Origin of the sequence: Sphingobium chlorophenolicum (assembly GCF_000722875.1) — a bacterium.
GTDB lineage: Bacteria > Pseudomonadota > Alphaproteobacteria > Sphingomonadales > Sphingomonadaceae > Sphingobium > Sphingobium chlorophenolicum.
Genome location: NZ_JFHR01000003.1, coordinates 42,198 through 59,591, shown reverse-complemented (window position 1 = coordinate 59,591; position 17,394 = coordinate 42,198). Strand labels below are relative to the sequence as shown.

Genomic DNA, 17,394 nt, shown 5'->3' with positions numbered 1-17,394 from the left:
CGCTGAATGACACCGCCTCTCTCAATCCGTCAGTTGAAGCGTTGCCCGTCAGTCGAGGTTGTCAGGCACCAAGTTTAAGTTGCTCGCCAATTCCTACTGAATCAATAGACAATAACGCAGGAATGGGAGGCGGAAGGTGAACACAGCACTGCGCGTACTGCTGCTTGTTTCGGCCGCATCGCCCGTGTGCGTGTCAGCGCAGACCGCACCCTCGTCGGTAGCAGACGCCCCCACTCCCGCCGACCAGACGGGAAATGACATTACCGTCACCGCTCGCCGCCGCGAGGAGTCGGTGCAGGATGTGCCGATCGCGGTGTCGGTCCTGACCGATTCGGTGATCGCGAAATCGGGCAGCCAGAATGTCTCGCAGCTCGTCCAGCTTCAGCCGTCGCTCACCTATTACGGCACCAATTCGCGCAACGCGGCGATCAACATTCGCGGACTGGGCGCGCCGCTCGGGCTGACCAACGACGGCCTCGAACAGGGCGTCGGGATCTATATCGACCAGGTCTATTACAGCCGAATCGCGACGGCCGTGTCCGACCTGTTCGATGTGGCGGGCGTCGAGGTGCTGCGCGGCCCGCAGGGTACGCTCTACGGCAAGAACACGACCGCCGGCGCGATCAACGTCGGCATTCGCAAGCCCAGCTTCACGCCCGAAGCCTATCTCGAGGCATCGCTCGGCAATCTCGAACTTCGTCAGGCGAAGGGTGCGGTTTCCGGGCCGTTGACCGAAAACCTGGCCGCCCGCTTCGCGTTTTCGACGACATCGCGCCGCGGGACCATCTACAATGTCGCGACGCGGCGCTGGATCAACGAGCGCGACAATCTGAGCCTGCGCGGCCAGCTGTTGTGGCGCGCGTCGGACGATCTCGATCTACGCCTGGTCGGCGATTACAGCCGACAGCGGCCCGAAGCGGGCGCACAGATCTATGTGCGAACCGGCGCGACGCAGCGCTCGCTTAACCGGCAGTATGCCGCACTGGCGGCTGCGTTCGACTATGCGCCGCCCAGCACCAATGCGTTCGACCGTCTCACCGACCTCGACGCGGAGTTGAAGGCAGGGCAAGACTCGGCCGGGATATCGTTGATCGCCGATTGGAAGCTGGGATCCGGCACGCTCACCTCGATCATCGCCTGGCGGCTGTGGAACTGGCTGCCGTCCAGCGACCGCGACTTCACCGGGCTGCCGATCACGACCTTCTCGGGCAACCCGTCGCGTCACCGCCAGGTCACCCAGGAGGTACGCTACGCCTACGATGGCGAGCGTTTCGATTTCGTCGCTGGCGGCTTTTATTTCTGGCAGCGCTTCCGCACCGAGGGCGCGCAGGAACAGGGGTCGGCAGCGAGCCGCTGGCTGCTCAATCCCGGCAACGTGCCCGCCGGGTCGAGCGGATGCAATCCGCCGGCCGCGAACGCCTGCAACCCGGCGATCCTCGACGGGCTGCGTTCGGAAAACGACATCCGGTACAAGAGCGTCAGCGCGGCGATATTCGGGCAGCTGACCTGGAAAGTCTCCGACCGGCTGCGCATCCTGCCGGGCGTGCGCCTGAATTATGACAAGAAGGACGGAGCCTATTCCGCGACTGTGACGACGGGCAGCGGCAGCACCACGCTCAACAGCGATCAGCGCAATACCCTGCCGCCGCAATCCTACGCCGAGAAGTTCGACTCATGGAACCTGGCCTATGATCTGACGGTGTCTTACGACGTCGCCCGTGAGGTTATGAGCTATGCCACCTTTGCGCACGGGTTCAAATCGGCGGGCATCAACATGAACGGCCTTCCCCTGTCGAACGGGGCGCCGGTGCTGAACGCCGTCACCGTGCGCCCGGAGAAGATCGATCATTTCGAGATCGGCCTGAAGTCGCAATTTTTCGATCGTCGCGCGACGCTCAACCTTTCGGCGTTCTGGACCGAGATCAAGGACTACCAGACGACGGTGACGAACAACCAGTCGGGCGGTGTCGTGCTCGCCTATCTCGCCAACGCGGTCAAGGTCCGCACACGCGGGGCTGAGGCCGAATTCAGCTTCAGGCCCAGCGACAGGTTCTCGCTCTACGCCAACGGCGCGTTCACCGACGCACGCTACATACGGTTTCCAGATGCTCCGTGCCCGCCGGAACTGTCGGGCGGCACCGTGCTGCCGGTCGATGCGAACGGCAATATCGTCGGCACGCCGAGCGCGCCGGGCACGCCGGGCGGGTTCAGCCCGCCTTTTTGCGACGCGTCGGGCAGCTGGCTTCCCGGCGTCTCGAAATGGTCGGCCAGCTACGCCTTCGAATACACGCTGCCGGTCAGCACCGCGGGCAACGCCTACTTCGGGTTTGACGGCACGGCGCGCAGCAAGTTCTCGTCAAATGCGACGCGCTCTCGTTACACCGACGTCGACGGCTATTCAGTCGAAAACGTCCGGCTGGGATTTCGCACTGCCGACGACCGGCTCAACATCTTCGGCTGGGTCCGCAACCTGTTCGACCATGACTATTACGAATTGCTCGCGCTGCAGTCGGGCAACACCGGGTTGGTGGCCGGGCAACCTGCGGACCCGCGGACGTATGGGATTACCGCAACCGTCAGGTTCTAACGGTTCAGGACAAGCGAGCGTCGGCGACCGCTGTCGCCGCCGGTTCGCGCGGTAATCTGATCTCAACGGCCAAACCCGGCTGGAGTCTCGCAAACGCCAGCGTTCCGCGGTGCAGCCGAGCTACGGCATCAGCGATCGCGAGGCCGAGACCGTTGCCGGATTCCCGCCGCGCTCGATCCAAGCGCCCGAACGGGCGCAACATCTCGGCGACCTCGCCATCGGACACGCCAGGGCCGTCGTCCGCGACCGCCATCGTCACCATGCCGGGCTGCTCGGAAACCGAAACGTCTATCCGAGCTTCGTCACGGGAGTATTTGAGCGCGTTCTCGATCAGGTTGGCGAGAGCGCGCGCCAGCAGATCGGCGTCGCCGGCGACCACTGCCGCTCGAGCCGAGCTCACCGAGATGTGGCGGCTGGAGGCCTCGATTTCGGCACGGTAGGCATCCACCACCCGGTCCACGATCTCCGCCAGGTCGAGCGGCTCGAACCGCGCACGCGCCTTGCCGGCATCGATCTCGGCAAGATCCAGCACCGCGCTGAACAGACGAAGCGCGTCGTCCAGCCCGGCCATCGCCTGTGCCAAGGTCGCGGTCCGCTTTTCGTCGTCAGGCTGCGCGAGCGCCGTTTCGATCGCGTGCCTCACGCGCGTGAGCGGCGTTCGTAGGTCATGAGCGACCTCGGCCGACACACGGCGGATCGTGGCGACCAGCGTGTCAATCCGGTCGAGCATCCGGTCGACCGCCAGCGCGAGCTGATCGAGATCGGTGCGCGGGTTGGCCGGCGCGCCGATCCGCGCCGAGAGATCGCCGCCCTCAACCGCGCGGACGGCCGCGTTGATTCGCTGCATCTGCCGGAAGGTCTGCCGGGTGGCGAGGAGGCCGGCAACGATACCGAACGCCAACGCGATGCCGCCTGCGATCAGGATGGCCCCGAAAACAGCGTCGCGGATGGCGTCGCTGCGCTCCATGTCCTCCCCAACGATAAGGAGTGAGCCATCCGGAAGGCGCCGCGTCAGTGACAGCAGATGCACGCCCTCTACGCCTGGTTGCGGCGAAGGCTGCTCGACAAAGTGCCAACCGGCCGCTTTCGGCACGATTTGAAGGTCGCCGATCAGCCTGCGGCCGTCCGGCCCGATCAGATAATATTCGGGCGACCCGGGCCGCTCCGCCCTGATGCGGATCATATCGAGCGCGCGATCCAAGCCTCCCCGTTGCGCTTCGAGCGCGATCGCATGTGTCTCGAGCTCGACGCGGCTCCGCGCCTGTCGCTCGACGACCGTGCGGGTCGCGAGCCAGCCGCCGAGCGCGCCGGCGACCATGCTGATGACGAGCAGCAGCGCATTAAGCGCCACGACGCGGACCAACGTCGAGCGCAGCAGCCGGCTACTCACTCCAAGCGGCATAGCCTTCTCCACGCACGGTATGGATCAGGGGCGGATCGCCGCCCCGATCGATCTTGGTCCGCAGCCGGCTGATATGGCTCTCGACAAGGTTTCTGCCGGGGTCGAACCGGAACTTCCACACCGTTTCCAATAGCATCAGGCGGGTGAGCACGGCGGGCGAGTTGAGCATCAGGAGCTCGAGAAGCTGAAACTCGCGCGGGATCAGCTCGATCGGCGTGTCGCCTCTCCGCACCGTGCGGGCGAGACGGTCGAGCGTCAGATCGCCGAGCGACAGGATGCTGGGCGGACCGGCTGCGCGGCGCTGCAACGCTTCGATGCGCGCCAGGAGCTCGGCGATCGCGAAGGGCTTGACGAGATAGTCGTCAGCGCCCCCTTCGAGACCTTCAACCCGTTGCTCGATCGAGCCGAGCGCGGTGAGCATCAGCACGGGAGCCGCGATTTGTCGCTGGCGAAGTTCGGCGACGAGCGAGAGTCCATCGATCCCGGGCAGCATGCGATCGACGACCAGCAAGGCGTAAGCATCGGTAGCGGCGCGATCGAGCCCGCCTTGTCCGTTGGTCTCCCAATCGACGGCGTGACCGTGCGCGCGCAACGCCGCGACGACGGCGTTGCCGGTTTCCGCGTCATCCTCTATCAGCAGCAGCCGCATGGCGCCGGTTCGTTCTCCTCTCGCCATGGACGGTTGATGCTGGTTCAGGCCCAGGCCTCTCCGCCGGTCTGCTTGTCGCACGCCACCGCTCGGATCTCCGGGAGCGCGGTCAGACTTCGCTTCGTTGCTGCGAGAAGGTGGCGTACAGCCCATCGAGCAGCAGTGATCCTTTCGCGATGCGGTCCTCGTCATCCTCATTGCCCGCACAAATGCCGTAAATCAGCGCTTGAACACCTGCCGTTTCCGGACGGTTGTAGCGGGCATCCCCGATGTCGAGATCATGTACGATCTCGCCGATCGCCTGCAGCGCGCGATCGGCTTCAAGATCGGACCGCGTCACCAAAGTTTCGAAAGTGCAGCTGTCTCCTTCGTGCGTGAACTCGGCTCCGGACATATCGAACCGCAGTTCGCCTGGAGCGGGAGCGTAGTTTCGGCCATCGACAAATTTGAACGTCGCTGCCGGATCGATGAAGCGACCGATCAACCATGCCGAGGCGATACGGTCGACGTGGACGTGCCGGCGCGTCACCCATGTGCGCCCTTTGAGTTCCGCCGAGGTTAATTCCGGCGCGCCAGGTCCGCTGACGTCCGGATGTTGATGCGACAGACGGTCGAGCTCGACGATCGCCGCCTCGGCGACCTGGCGCCCGTGTGCGCCGAAGAAATCAATCGCGGTTACGTCATCCAGGCGTTTCCGCAGTCGCCCGACGTCCGCCGGAGTGACCTCGTCACCCGCCGCTAGCACACGAGCCTCGCGAGCTAGTTCCTCATAGTCAGCATCCCGCGCGGCATCAAACATGCCGCGAAGGGCTGCGTCGCCCAGACCGCCGACCAGCCGCGCTTCGAGGATCAGGGCTTCACCGTCGTTGGCCAGAATCTCCCGATGCAGTTCTTCAAACAAGCCTCGCGTGTCGTCGCGGTTAGGCAGCGCATGCACGGCATTTTTGAGCGGCGCCGCGCCGATTACCTGAAGCCGGCGCCACACCTTGACCCGCAGATAAGCCGGTTTTGCCGGAAGCTGAGGAATTAGGAGGAGCCAAGGGTTGGGATCTGGTGAGGGCATTGCAACTCCACTTTACGCACAAAAACCGTGCTTTTCACCATCCTCCGACGGTCTCAGCGCTGTGGTCTGCGCGACTGTCGACGCTTGACCCAGTTTTCAGCCGCTCGGCCTATCAGTTCCCCGGCGAGAACTCCTGCTCCCAAAAACAGCGTGGCCGGGACTGGTTCTTCAGTCGTGAAGAATGCCCATCCCCCAACCGCGATAGCCAATAGCTCCACCACCGCGCGCGTCCAGTCGGCAAGGCCAGGCTTTTGAATGGTCAAGCCACAGATCCCCATAGGACAGTGTGGCGATTAGTGAAACACCTACACGCCGATTGACCGTACTATATAGCAGTTGTATCGCGCTGCAAACCGGGTCGCGGTCACCGCGTGTGTCGCGCAAGGCGAGGAGCCGTACGATGAGCTTTCCCTGGGCCAGTCATTATGAGCCCAAGCAGCCACTGATGCGCTGGATTGATGAAAGGCTGCCCCTGCCGCGGCTGGTGTATAATGCGGTCGGCGCGGGTTACCCCGTGCCACGAAACCTGAACTATTTCTGGAATTTCGGAGTTCTGGCCGGACTGGCGCTGGCGATCCAGATCATCACCGGCGTCGTTCTGGCGATGCACTACACGCCTTCGGCCGCGCAGGCTTTCGGTTCTGTCGAACACATCATGCGCGACGTCAACCAAGGGTGGCTTTTGCGTTATTGCCATGCCGCGGGAGCCAGTTTCTTTTTCGCGGTTGTCTACATCCACCTTTTCCGCGGCCTATACTACGGGTCGTACAAGGCGCCCCGGGAAGTGGTTTGGCTGCTCGGAGTGGTGATTTTAATGTTGATGATGGCCGCCGCCTTCATGGGCTATGTGCTCCCGTGGGGGCAGATGAGCTTTTGGGGGGCCCAGGTAATCACCGGCTTTTTCTCCGCAATACCGGGCGTGGGCGAGACGCTGCGCGTGTGGCTGCTGGGCGGCTATGCTCCAGATAATGCAGCGCTGAATCGCTTCTTCTCGCTCCACTATCTGTTGCCGTTCGTGATCGCAGGCGTCATCATCCTGCACATCTGGGCGTTGCATATTCCGGGTTCAAACAACCCGACAGGCGTGGAGGTGAAGGGCGAGCAGGATACCGTGCCGTTCCACCCCTACTATACCGCCAAGGACGCTGTGGGGGTGGGTATATTCCTATTGCTGTTCGCCGCCCTCACCTTCTTTTCACCCAACCTTTTCGTCCCGGCTGAGAACTACATCGAAGCTAACCCGCTCTCGACGCCCCCCGAGATTGTTCCAGAGTGGTACTTTTGGCCTTTTTACGCGATTCTGCGTGCCTTTACGGTTGATGTCATTCTTCCGGCGAAACTCTGGGGTGTGCTGGCGATGGCCGGTTCGATCCTGTTGCTTTTCTTCTTGCCCTGGCTAGATACGTCTCCGGTCAGATCGAACAATTTCCGTCCAAAAGCCCGAATCGCCTTCTGGGTTTTGGTCGTTGATGTGCTGGTGTTGGGCTACTGCGGCGGCTCACCGGCGGAGCCGATATACGTCATGGTCAGCCAGATCGCGGCCGCCTACTATTTTACTCATTTCCTGATCGTGCTGCCGATCATATCACGAACCGAGCGCCCCCTGCCCCTACCGAAATCGATTACCGAGGCCGTTCTTGCCGACCGCGGGGGAACCAGTCTGACCGAGACGGCGCACGCGCAGCATGGCAACGAGATCGATCGGCAAGCTACGAATCAGCGTTAGGACCTAGAGATTGAGGGCAGAGTGACGGGCTTTGTGGTGTCTAACGATCAATATAGATGGCTCCCTGTCCACCGCGCCCTAAAGCACCGGATGTCGGTGAGCGGTGATGGCAAATCGCCTACGAGTATTTTTATAGGAATGACCTGAGGAGGCATTAGGTGGTTCGAGAGATTGCGGTCGCGGCGGCCGTGACGTACGCTGTGGTGTCGATACCTGTTGCCGCTCAAGTTGGGGAGACAGGCAATCAATTCTATGCGCGATGCCAAGCCGAGGCTGGTAAGGCAGACGGGCAGTGCGATACGTATATCCAGGGTGTTGCCGATACACTTGCGGCTTTCGGGAAAGGCGGTAACGCCAACGGTATATGTGGGCGGGGCTATAATCGTGGCCAGCTCAGCAGAATCTACCTTACATGGGCCCGGAGAAACCGGACCACAGGCAGCCTTCCTCGCCTAGCCGGCGTGACGTTCGCATTGCGCGAGGCATTTCCATGTCGGGTCAACTGATGATAGAGGAGTGATTATGTTCAAGAAGTTGACGGTGATGGCGCTTGCGGCGCTAGCGCTGCCAACCGCGGCGATGGCGGAGCCGGACTGGAGCAAGGTCGATGCGGCGCTTGGTCGACCCGGCACGGTCTCTGCAGATGGCGTGCACCGGTTCTCGTTTCCCCGGAGCGATCTTTCGGTCACCCTCGATGGCGTCTCGATCAAACCTGCCCTCGCGCTCGGTTCTTGGGCGGCGTTTCAGCCGATGGGCGATGAGGTGATGATCATGGGCGACCTCGTTCTGACGCATGCCGAGGTGAACCCTGTTCTGGCTCGCCTCTTCGCGAGTGGCTTCACCATCACTGCCCTGCACAATCACGTGCTTCGCTCATCGCCGGCGACTATGTACATGCACATCGCGGCACACGGCGATCCGGTTAAGCTCGCGCAGGGGCTGCGCGCAGCGCTCGCGTTGAGCCGCACTCCGCTCGGGCCGCAGCCAGCGTCTGCCCCGGCGACGACACTTCCGGGCCTCGATCTAGCGTCTCTGGATCGCCTGATGGGAGCAAAGGGCAAGATTGCCGGTGGCACTTACCAGTTCGGCATTCCGCGGGCAGAACGCCTGACCGATGCCGGCATGGCCATCCCGCAGGCCATGGGCGTCGCCAACGTAATCAATTTTCAACCCACGGGCGGCGGCAAGGCTGCGATCACCGGCGACCTCGTACTGATTGCGAGCGAGGTTCCTGAGGTGCTGCGGACGCTGCGCTCGCAGGGCATTGAGGTTACGGCTCTCCATAACCACATGCTGGAAGACGAGCCGCGGCTGTTTTACGTTCATTTCTGGGCAAATGCCGATGCCCGCGTTCTCGCCCGTTCGATGCGGGTCGCAATCAACAAGACTAATGTGAAGAAGGATTAGTGGACGTTTCGGGTTGACGATGACTCGGTAACATCATTTTCGATCCAATTATTCACAGCATGTCGCCGACATATATAACTTACGCCCAATCCTCCGCCGCTCTCTATTACCGTATCTGCCCAGCGGCGGAGGGCAACCAAACGGCCTCATCCAGGCCGGCCCCGCTTGATGGACGGGTTGCGACCACTTTCCCAAACAACGAAATTCAACCGGCAACCCTGATCTTGCGCCTGCGCCACCAGGAGAGAAGTCCCGTGACATATAGGACGGGCAACGCGAGCCCAGCCAGCAAGACAAGGAGGCGGCCAACAACTCCGGCGGCTTCGCCGTTATGGAGGGAGAAGACGGCATCATATAGCCGATTGGGCCAAGGCGCCGTTAGAGCGTCATGTCGCGCGAGGATCCGGCCAGAGCCAGCATCGACCACGACGCTACTAGTGCCAGACCACGCGCGTATCTCCCCGGGTCGGAGCACGCGGACATAGTAGGCGGGCGAACCGGCAACGGGCATCGTCACGCGAACGAAGCGCCCATCCGGAAAGACGCGCTGTGCGGCACTCCAGGCATCCCCAGCCGTCACCATACGCTCTGGGAGCGGGCCGGCTGCCTTGTAAGGCGGCCGAAAGGGTGTCGTTCGCTGTAACAGCGACCATAGCTGCGGACGTAGTACGGTGGCCGCGCCACTCAGTGCAACGATGATGAGCACGGCTGCGGCGGTGAGTCCCCACATGCGATGCCAGCTGCGCAATTTCTGCCGCCGCCCTTGCCACTGCGATGGCGTCAGCGCCGCAAGCGAGCCCCGGCGGCGCGGCCAGCCGAGCCAAAGACCGGTCGCGGCAATACTGGCGAGGAACAGTCCCGTCAGGCCAACCAACGTCGAAGCGCGATCACCAAGCAGCAACTCTTCGTGCAAGTTGTAGACCCAGCGCCAACCTGACGCGCCGGAACGGTCGTCCACGACTCTTGCCGACGCGGCATCCAGTCGAACATTGCGATCGTATCCGTGCGCGTCCTTGTATGAGGCTTGCAGGATGCCGCCCTTCGAATCAGCGACGGAAAGCATTCGCACCGGCGTGCCCGCCTGCCGTTCGGCGGCAGCAATGAGCCGGTCCACCGGCGCCATCGGGCCCGACGTAATCTTCACGCCCCAACGATCCAGTTCGCGATGAAAGACCAGGGCCGCCCCCGTCAAACCCTGCACCGCCCAGACCAGCCCGAGCGTCAGCCCGAACCAGAGGTGCAGCCGGACGAGGAAGTGGCGAGTTGTCACAATGGGATCCGGGCGGTCAGCTTGACCTGACGCGGCAAGCCGACACCGAGCAGGTTGTTTCCCGCGGCCGACCAGTGGCGTTTGTCGAACAGGTTGTCGGCGTTGAGCTGGAGCGTCATCGGCGTGGCGCCGGCTAAGGTGTAGCGCGCTGAGGCCGAGAAGAGCGTGTAGCCGTCTACCGAGGCGGTGTTGGCGGCGTCCACCGCGCGCGCGCCGACATGGAACACGCCCGCACCTAACCCTAGCCGCTCGATCGGACGATATTCGGTAAACAGGCTGGCCGTCCATTCCGGCGTGTTCTCCGGCGTGTTGCCGACAAGCGCGGCCTGATTCGACCGGCGGATCTCCGCGTCGAGCCACTGGCCAGATGCGTAGACCGACAGCGCGCGCGTTACCTCGCCCGACAGTGATGCCTCGACGCCCTGATAACGCGTGTCGCCGGCCAGCTTGAAGACATTGTCCGTCAGGTCGGTGAAGGCAAAGCGCCGCTCGATGCGGAACCCCGCCAGCTGGAGCACGACGCGGCGGAACAGCTCGCCCTTGATGCCCGCCTCGTATTGGCGAGTGACAGCGGGAGGCAGCACCTCGAAGGCGTTGACGACGTTGGACGGCGCGGTGCCGCCCTCCTCCAGCCCTTCGATATAGGTGACGTAAAGCGACAGCTTCCCGGTCGGCTTGACGATCAGGCCAACTGACGGCGTCCATTTCGACAACTCGAACCGGGTGGTGATGCCGGTCGCCGAAGTGGCGCGGCTGCGATATTCGGATCGGCGCAGCCCTGCGAGCAGGTCCACCGGCCCCGAGCTCATCCGATCGGTCACGTAGTAACCGAGGTCGCGGATGTGGAGCGGGGCGGCGGTGAAGCGGGTGGGCTCCACCGGCTGCACGTCGCGCGGTGCAAGGAAGCTCTGGGCGACCGTGAAGGACGCGCCGTTACGACCGTTCTGGAAGCGCCAGTTGCTCGTCACTCCGGCGACGAGGTTGTGTCGCACCGGACCGGTCGAGAAGGCGGCGGCGAGCTCGGCGCGGGCGTTCCGGTTGCGGTAGCGCTGGTCGCGCGTGGGAAAGATGCGAAGCACCCCCTGCCCGTTCGCGCCGCCATAGCTCTCCAGCTGGGCGAAATCGCGGTCGCGCTCGGTGCGCGCCTCGCCATATTCCGCGGTCAGCACCAGGCTGTCGAACGCCCGCCAATCGGCGCGGCCGAGCCAGTTGGTGGCGTGTGCGGCGTAGCGAAGATTCTCCCCGCCGAAGTTCGTCCGCGGATCGGGGATCGCCGGCACGCGCCCCTGCGCGGCCGGGAGCAGCTGGAGCGCGGCGGGCTCCGTCACGTCCTTGGACACATGCTCCACGTCGAAGGCGAGCTTGAGCCGGTCGGTGGGCGCGAGGTCGCCCGCCAGCGCCGCCACGAAGCGCTCGCCGGAGAAGCGGTCGATCCCCGTCTCCACGATCCCCGCCGCACCGTTGAAGCGCAGGCCCGCCCGGTCGCCGAAGCGCCGGCCGAGGTCGATCGCGGCATTGGTCCCGGCATATTCGTTCACCTGCAACGTCGCCTCCGTCACATCGCGGTCGGCGCGCTTGGTGACGAGGTTGACGATGCCCGAGGGCGGCGCGAAGCCGTAGTAGAGCGCGCCCACGCCCTTCAGCACCTCGACGCGGTCCTTGTTCTCCACCGGCAGGTCGACGAGGTTGATGACGGGCAGCATGCCGTTCAGCCGGTAGCTGGTCCGGTTCTCGACCAGGATGCCGCGGATCGCGACATTGTCGTAGGTCGCCCCGTTGAGCTGCGCGCGGCTGACGCCCGCGGTGTTGCGGAGCGCATCATAGACGCTTTGCGCCGCCTGGGCGCGGAGCAGCTCACGCGGCACCACATTGACCGTCAGAGGGACGTCGATCAGCCGTGCGCCGCGAAACGTGCCGACTTGAACCAGATCAGCGCCGAAGCCGCCGCGTCGATCCGCGGTAACGACAATTTCGTCCACTGTCTGTGTTTCGAGCGCAGGCGTGGCACGAGCAACAGCATCAGACGCAGCGAGCAACATGGCGGCTACTACGGGCACGATTATCTCCAGCTTTTCTAACCCTGCTAATGCAAATCGTTAGCAAGGGCAATAGTTCACTGAGTACGAAGGTCGATCGCGTTGCCAAGGAGCTGCCGATGGGCGGCACGATTGCTGCTCTGCGCATTATTCCCCGGAGCCCCACGGCCCGCACCGTCGGGCCGAAGAACCTTCTTGATCGGCTAGAAACCGACCCGCTGTCGTCAACAACTATCACCACGCTCTCTGCGGTGGTGTCGCGCTTTCCGCTATGATCAGCCTAGGTTCACGATGAGAGAACTATTGTACTCGTCTGACCGGTAGGCTGAGCGACCACCTTCTTTGTCAGGGCGAAGTGTTTTCCGTGTTCCACTCCCCCTTTGTTGCGACATCGTCTGGCTGGAGGGACTTGAATGAGCCCTCCAGCCAGTTGGTTACTCGGGCGTATAGCCAGTTGATCTCGGGAAACGCGTCATATTGATGGCCGTCGACCGTCGTGGCCTGTTTCTTCGACCGGAATTTGGGAGCCATTGAATCCCAGAGCTTGCAGTCGCCGACGATCGATGCGCTACTGAAGGCCTACAAGACCGATCCCGGCCCCGATAGCGAGCGCGACTGGGGTCGCAAGCTTGCTCTTCCAGCGATAGAGCAGGACAAGTGCTCCGATGAAGATGAGAGCGCTGATCGCGAGGTTCGGCGTCTTCGCGGCCGTGGTTCGTCCCAAATCTAGGAGCGTGACAACAATAAATCCTACGACACTTGCCGCGATACCGGTGAGAACGAGCTGCAGGCGATGATGCTCCACGATCGTTTCCAAGCGCTCGTAAAGGACCAGCGAAAACCCGAAAGCCGGCAGGAACATCCCGACCGTGGTGGCAAGGGCGCCAGGTAACCCGCCGCAGATCCATCCGACGAAGGTGGCGAAGATGACAAGTGGGGCTGGAAGGATCCCCGACAATCCTAGCCCATCGAGAAATTGCGCATCGCTCATCCAGCCGCGGCCAACCGTGTCGGCGCGGACGAACGGAATGGCGGTGTAGGCGCCTCCGAACGTCAGTAGTCCGCCTTTCAGCCCAGCGATGAACAGCGCGAACGTGGTTGGCGCGGGGCCTCGCGTTACGGTCGTCACGGCTTGGTCTGGCCCCGCTCCGGCATAAGCGGCTGCAGCTGCGATCGCGACCGCAACCAATACCCCACCTGCCAGCACGTAGCGTCGTGACACCGCCAGAGCGTAGCCGATACCCGCAGCTGGTAGAACAATCCAGAAAGTCACTCCGGCGATGGATGCAAGCGCCGTGATGATCGCCGCCGCCCATAGCCAGGGATCGAGCAGAATGTGCTCACCGATCCGGTGGACCGCGCGCGCAATGACCGCGACGACGGCTGCCTGGACACCAAGGAACGCTGCACCAAGAAAGGTACCGGCGATCGGAAGGCGCGTGTAAACCCAGGCGAGCAACAGCATCAAGACGAACCCCGGCAGCATGAAGCCGAGGCCGGCGAGCAGCCCGCCTACCCGCCCCTTAGCGCGCATGCCAAGATGCACGCACAACTCATGAGCCTCGGGCCCGGGTAGCACCTGCATGACTGCGAGGAGCTTGTTGAAGCGATCTCGCGAGATCCAGCGCTCCTCGTCGACCAGCTCGCGGCGAATCATGGCGATCTGCGCGACGGGCCCCCCGAAGGCGAAGGTCCCAAACTTCAAAAATCGCCAGAACAGACCGAAGTGGCTCAACTCAGGAGGGCTAGGCTCCGCTTGTTCGGTCGAGGGAGCCGCAGCTTGTGCCGGCGAAATATGCTCGACCTGGCTCATCCTAATTCCTCCATTCGTAGCCCCTTGCGGCACAGGTGTATCTATCTTCGACAACATCGTGTAACGTCTGCATCATCACTGTGGCAAGATAGAAGGATTGCTGGCCGGCAAAGCGACAACAGCATCGGTGATCAAGGTGCCTGATCCACGGCTCTCGACGGCGCGCCTGCCTCGAAATAGCCCGGCGAGCGGCATGCGATAAGGTACCGGGTACGCCTCAGACATCGTGGCGACGAAACTTAGGTGATGGGAAGGGAGCTTGACATGCCTTATGAAATTAAACCGCTGGGCTGCGATCCCCAAAAGGTGAAAGGCATGTCGGAGCGGCTGATCGTCAGCCATTACGAAAATAATTACAGCGGTGCGGTCAAACGTCTGAATCTCATCGACGAGCAGCTTGCCGAAATAGACTTAGCGACGACACCCGGATACGTCGTTAACGGACTGAAGCGAGAGCAATTAGTTGCAGCTAATTCCATGATATTGCACGAACTGTTCTTCGATGGTCTGGGAGTCGAAAGTGAGCCCAGTTTGGTGTTACGCGGCGCCCTAGAAGGACAATTCGGCTCTTACGAGCGTTGGAGAAGTGAGTTCGCCAGCATCGCTAAAGCGCTGGGCGGCGGTTCGGGCTGGGTGCTGCTTACATGGTGCCCACGAGATGGAAAGCTTATCAATCAATGGGCGCCCGATCACTGTCACACGCTTGCAGGGGGCACACCCTTGCTCGCACTCGATATGTATGAACACTCCTACCATATCGACTTTGGCGCCAGTGCCGCCAGCTATGTTGGAGCGTTCATGGATGCGATCAATTGGACGAACGTTGATTGGCTGTTTCTCAATGCACAGCGTGGTCAGGCGTGCTCGGGAACGACGGACGCCCGATAGGTAACTTGTGCTGGGTTACCTCAGATCAGTTCGGCTTCGATATCAACAACGCCGTCCCGCCATAGCTGCAGCCAGCGTCCGTCACGACTCGCGCGATAGCAGAGTTCCCCGTATCCCGCGTTGATGCAGAGCTTGTCGCCTTGGATGCGCCAGCGCTGTGACGATTGTTCGCCGTTTTCCTCAGCGATCAAGCGCCCATTGGGCTTGAACTTCCACCCCCAGTGCGCGCCGTCCGTGAGTTCATGGCCAACGACAGCCCGCCGAATGGCCGCCCCCGACAACATCTTCGGCGCCGCCTTCGTAGGAGCTAGGGTTTGGACTGGCGCAGCAACGGGGGCGGCACGATCGTCGCCGTATTCGTGCAGAACGATATCGTTGCCCTGAAGCAGAGGATCTTCGACTGTGTTCAACTCGGCTAAGTCGCGAGAGATCGACTGATCCTCCTGCGTCGTGTTCGCTACATCGCCCGGACTGCCGCACCCGGTCAGTGCGCAGAGCGCCACCAAGACTGAACCTATTGCAGTTGCACGTCGCTGGGCCGACCCATTGTAATCGACAAACGTCATCGCTTTGACCTCTCCTTCAAACATTATCGCGGTGCGTCACGCGTGCCTCGCCTGCGCGCAGCACCAGCGGCGCGGCCGATCGCAGCGGCGGCAAGGGGCAGCACGGCGCTCTCCGGAAATGGGGCTACCGAGCTGGCGTTGATCTCGCAGAGCACGTGCTCGCGAGCGGCATCCGTCGCGCCGCGGCGCAGGAGGAAATCGGCATCCCAAAGAAGCGGAAGCTCCTCATCCGTGATCGCGAGCAACCGCTGCAATTCGGGTATCCATCGGTTTTCCAGCATCGCCCGCAAGTCGGCGAAACGGTCCGCATCTGGACTGAACATGATGCGTGGTCCTGGTGCCGGGAGGGCAGCCTGATTGTTTTCGCCGACAGGCGTCAACAGCGCGGTGATAAGCTGGTGGCCGAACCCGACCACCTGTGATCCGCAAAGGTAGCAGCGGGTCATGCCTTCGCTCAGACGAGGGTGGTACTCCTGATCAATCAACACGCCGCCTTTTTCAAGGTAGGGTCTCCAGCGATCAAGGAAAGCGCCAAGGGTCATGTGTTTCGGTACGCTCGTAAGGCCGGCCTCCAAGACGCTCACCAGCGCATCGGGGCTTAGCGGGGGTGGCGTGACCGCGAGCAGCTCGACGCGCCAGACGTTCTGGCCGCCATTTCCCTTGTTCGGCTTCAGGACGCGAGGGCCGCTCGAGAGGCGACGGGGGAAACCTGCGCTCAGACTTTCGGCATCGGCATAGCGATCAACATCGCTTCCCCAGTCCATCTCTCGCGTGGCATACAAGACTTCCTTGACGCCGATTTTCGCAATCACGTCGGGATGCGCGCTGACCGAAATCCCCCGCGCGGCAACTGCGCGCAGCATGGTGTCAAGCGTCGTACGATCGCCAGAGGGATCGAGAGGATTTACCCAGACGAGGACCAAATCGACCGAAAGCAATTTATCACGAACCGCGTCAGCGATGCTGTCCTCGTAGAGCATCGGTTCTGCGACTGCGCCCATCGAACGCAGAGCTTGGATGATTGGCCATTGGCGAGCTTCGTGAACCCGTCCCGCCCATTCGGCCGCGCTCCCGCGCCAGAGGAGAGCAATCTTCATGACTGACCTCGCACCTTGTATCTCGTTTGCGCTGCTTAGATTGGCTCAACCATTCGTAGCCCGGCCCAAACCAAGGATACACTTATCACATAGTCCGGGTATAGCGTGGTATAGGTATGTCAAGAGGGTATCGCTGGCTGCCCACGTTGAAGGGCGGGCAACGAATGTGGGCCTGGGATCAAGCCGCCCGCGCTGAACGGACCTTTGAAAGCTCGGCTATAGGCATTTTCGCATGCAATTGATGAGGCAGCCTAGGCACTGGTATCTCCGCGCTGAAGCCGCTCGTTATTTGCGGCCGGGGGCGCCGCAAGAGGGTCTGACCTCGTGGGGACCGAGCCATCGTAGCTTGTGAATCTACAAGGTGCGTGCTCGACGGCGAGGATGCATAGGCTTTGCGGCTCCGGAGCTGCGGCCATCGTCAATCGCTGCGGCAATCCGGGTCGGACGACGGCTTGAAGGGCCGAGGCCGCCGTCCGTTCACCTCCCTTGGACCCTGAAGAAAGTGGAACGGATCATGGCTAGCAAACGGAACCTCATGATCGGCGCCGGTGCCGCCGTGCTGGCGGTTGCCGGCGTGGCGTTCGCAGCGCAGCAGAACAATGAGGCGAACGAGAACCGCCTTATCGGCGAGCATACGGAGAAGGAAATTCCGCTCAACCAAGTGCCGGCGGCGGCGATGAACGCCGCGCGTGCGCAGCTCGCGTCCATCCGCGAAGCCGAGCTGGTGACCAGAAAGGCGGACGGCAGCACGCTCTACGAGCTCGAAGGCAAGGACAAGGCCGGCAAGAAGGTCGGGCTGTACATTACGCCTGAGGGCCAGGTGCTGGGAGGCGGTGCCGAAGGCGATCACGACGAAGACGGCGATTGAGGCGGCGACGCACGGGCCTGAA

General features: G+C 62.5%; 15 protein-coding genes. 7 read left to right on the top strand and 8 right to left on the bottom strand.

The window, feature by feature from the left end; all coding sequences use genetic code 11:
* Positions 1-136 precede the first annotated feature (136 nt).
* Positions 137-2,587: a TonB-dependent receptor domain-containing protein gene (locus BV95_RS02940; RefSeq protein WP_037447194.1), complete on the top strand. Its 2,451-nt coding sequence runs from the start codon at positions 137-139 to the stop codon at positions 2,585-2,587.
* A 4-nt stretch (positions 2,588-2,591) separates the two neighbouring features.
* Here BV95_RS02940 and BV95_RS22610 read toward each other — a convergent pair whose 3' ends face one another.
* From BV95_RS22610 to BV95_RS02925, 3 genes are all read right to left on the bottom strand, one after another.
* Positions 2,592-3,977 carry a sensor histidine kinase gene (locus BV95_RS22610; RefSeq protein ID WP_051749596.1) on the bottom strand — a complete coding sequence of 462 codons (1,386 nt, stop codon included), beginning with the start codon at positions 3,975-3,977 and terminating at the stop codon, positions 2,592-2,594.
* Entirely contained in the window at positions 3,970-4,638 is a 669-nt protein-coding gene (locus BV95_RS02930; protein WP_037447191.1) for a response regulator transcription factor, read from the bottom strand. Before BV95_RS02930 ends, BV95_RS22610 begins: the two co-directional genes overlap by 8 nt.
* 109 nt (positions 4,639-4,747) lie before the next feature.
* Positions 4,748-5,701: a chromate resistance protein ChrB domain-containing protein gene (locus BV95_RS02925; RefSeq protein ID WP_037447189.1), complete on the bottom strand. Its 954-nt coding sequence runs from the start codon at positions 5,699-5,701 to the stop codon at positions 4,748-4,750.
* Positions 5,702-6,101: 400 nt separating this feature from the next.
* Here BV95_RS02925 and BV95_RS02920 point away from each other — a divergent pair, with 400 nt between their 5' ends.
* The 3 genes from BV95_RS02920 to BV95_RS02915 all read left to right on the top strand — a co-directional run bounded on the left by BV95_RS02920 (position 6,102) and on the right by BV95_RS02915 (position 8,834).
* Positions 6,102-7,427, top strand: coding sequence for a cytochrome b (locus BV95_RS02920; RefSeq protein WP_037447187.1), 1,326 nt, complete (start codon positions 6,102-6,104; stop codon positions 7,425-7,427).
* 158 nt (positions 7,428-7,585) lie between these two features.
* Positions 7,586-7,933 carry a Rap1a/Tai family immunity protein gene (locus BV95_RS24900; protein WP_367113874.1) on the top strand — a complete coding sequence of 116 codons (348 nt, stop codon included), beginning with the start codon at positions 7,586-7,588 and terminating at the stop codon, positions 7,931-7,933.
* Positions 7,934-7,949: 16 nt separating this feature from the next.
* Positions 7,950-8,834, top strand: a complete 885-nt coding sequence (locus BV95_RS02915) for a DUF1259 domain-containing protein (RefSeq protein WP_037447184.1) — start codon at positions 7,950-7,952, stop codon at positions 8,832-8,834.
* Positions 8,835-9,039: 205 nt separating this feature from the next.
* Here BV95_RS02915 and BV95_RS02910 read toward each other — a convergent pair whose 3' ends face one another.
* Together BV95_RS02910 and BV95_RS02905 are read right to left on the bottom strand one after the other, a co-directional pair.
* Positions 9,040-10,104: a PepSY-associated TM helix domain-containing protein gene (locus tag BV95_RS02910; RefSeq protein ID WP_037447182.1), complete on the bottom strand. Its 1,065-nt coding sequence runs from the start codon at positions 10,102-10,104 to the stop codon at positions 9,040-9,042.
* On the bottom strand, positions 10,101-12,083 hold the full coding sequence (locus BV95_RS02905; protein ID WP_051749595.1) for a TonB-dependent siderophore receptor: 1,983 nt from the start codon (positions 12,081-12,083) through the stop codon (positions 10,101-10,103). Before BV95_RS02905 ends, BV95_RS02910 begins: the two co-directional genes overlap by 4 nt.
* A gap of 176 nt (positions 12,084-12,259) precedes the next feature.
* Between BV95_RS02905 and BV95_RS23395 the strand changes: the two genes are divergently transcribed.
* On the top strand, positions 12,260-12,415 hold the full coding sequence (locus BV95_RS23395) for a hypothetical protein (protein WP_156028547.1): 156 nt from the start codon (positions 12,260-12,262) through the stop codon (positions 12,413-12,415).
* A 293-nt stretch (positions 12,416-12,708) separates the two neighbouring features.
* On the opposite strand, the gene chrA is transcribed toward BV95_RS23395, so the two are convergent.
* Positions 12,709-13,953 (bottom strand): chromate efflux transporter, encoded by a 1,245-nt coding sequence (gene chrA, locus BV95_RS02895; RefSeq protein WP_156028545.1) that lies wholly within the window; start codon positions 13,951-13,953, stop codon positions 12,709-12,711.
* Between the two features lie 264 nt (positions 13,954-14,217).
* Here chrA and BV95_RS02890 point away from each other — a divergent pair, with 264 nt between their 5' ends.
* A complete protein-coding gene (locus BV95_RS02890) occupies positions 14,218-14,841 on the top strand; it encodes a superoxide dismutase (RefSeq protein WP_037447433.1) in 624 nt (207 codons plus the stop codon).
* A gap of 20 nt (positions 14,842-14,861) precedes the next feature.
* Here the strand turns inward: BV95_RS02890 and BV95_RS22605 are convergent, their stop codons facing one another.
* Together BV95_RS22605 and BV95_RS02880 are read right to left on the bottom strand one after the other, a co-directional pair.
* Positions 14,862-15,407 carry a hypothetical protein gene (locus BV95_RS22605; RefSeq protein WP_156028543.1) on the bottom strand — a complete coding sequence of 182 codons (546 nt, stop codon included), beginning with the start codon at positions 15,405-15,407 and terminating at the stop codon, positions 14,862-14,864.
* Positions 15,408-15,430: 23 nt separating this feature from the next.
* Positions 15,431-16,504, bottom strand: a complete 1,074-nt coding sequence (locus tag BV95_RS02880; protein ID WP_156028541.1) for a Cj0069 family protein — start codon at positions 16,502-16,504, stop codon at positions 15,431-15,433.
* Positions 16,505-17,039: 535 nt separating this feature from the next.
* Between BV95_RS02880 and BV95_RS02875 the strand changes: the two genes are divergently transcribed.
* Positions 17,040-17,372, top strand: a complete 333-nt coding sequence (locus BV95_RS02875; protein ID WP_051749608.1) for a hypothetical protein — start codon at positions 17,040-17,042, stop codon at positions 17,370-17,372.
* Positions 17,373-17,394 lie beyond the last annotated feature (22 nt).

What these genes read in the sequence shown, in the direction of transcription:
- BV95_RS02920 (WP_037447187.1), top strand. Translation starts at nt 6,102, where the DNA reads ATGAGCTTTCCCTGGGCCAGTCATTATGAGCCCAAGCAGCCACTGATG.
- chrA (WP_156028545.1), bottom strand. Translation starts at nt 13,953, where the DNA reads ATGAGCCAGGTCGAGCATATTTCGCCGGCACAAGCTGCGGCTCCCTCG.
- BV95_RS02925 (WP_037447189.1), bottom strand. Translation starts at nt 5,701, where the DNA reads ATGCCCTCACCAGATCCCAACCCTTGGCTCCTCCTAATTCCTCAGCTT.
- BV95_RS02890 (WP_037447433.1), top strand. Translation starts at nt 14,218, where the DNA reads ATGCCTTATGAAATTAAACCGCTGGGCTGCGATCCCCAAAAGGTGAAA.
- BV95_RS02930 (WP_037447191.1), bottom strand. Translation starts at nt 4,638, where the DNA reads ATGCGGCTGCTGCTGATAGAGGATGACGCGGAAACCGGCAACGCCGTC.
- BV95_RS02880 (WP_156028541.1), bottom strand. Translation starts at nt 16,504, where the DNA reads ATGAAGATTGCTCTCCTCTGGCGCGGGAGCGCGGCCGAATGGGCGGGA.
- BV95_RS22605 (WP_156028543.1), bottom strand. Translation starts at nt 15,407, where the DNA reads ATGACGTTTGTCGATTACAATGGGTCGGCCCAGCGACGTGCAACTGCA.
- BV95_RS23395 (WP_156028547.1), top strand. Translation starts at nt 12,260, where the DNA reads ATGGGCGGCACGATTGCTGCTCTGCGCATTATTCCCCGGAGCCCCACG.
- BV95_RS02875 (WP_051749608.1), top strand. Translation starts at nt 17,040, where the DNA reads ATGATCGGCGCCGGTGCCGCCGTGCTGGCGGTTGCCGGCGTGGCGTTC.
- BV95_RS02915 (WP_037447184.1), top strand. Translation starts at nt 7,950, where the DNA reads ATGTTCAAGAAGTTGACGGTGATGGCGCTTGCGGCGCTAGCGCTGCCA.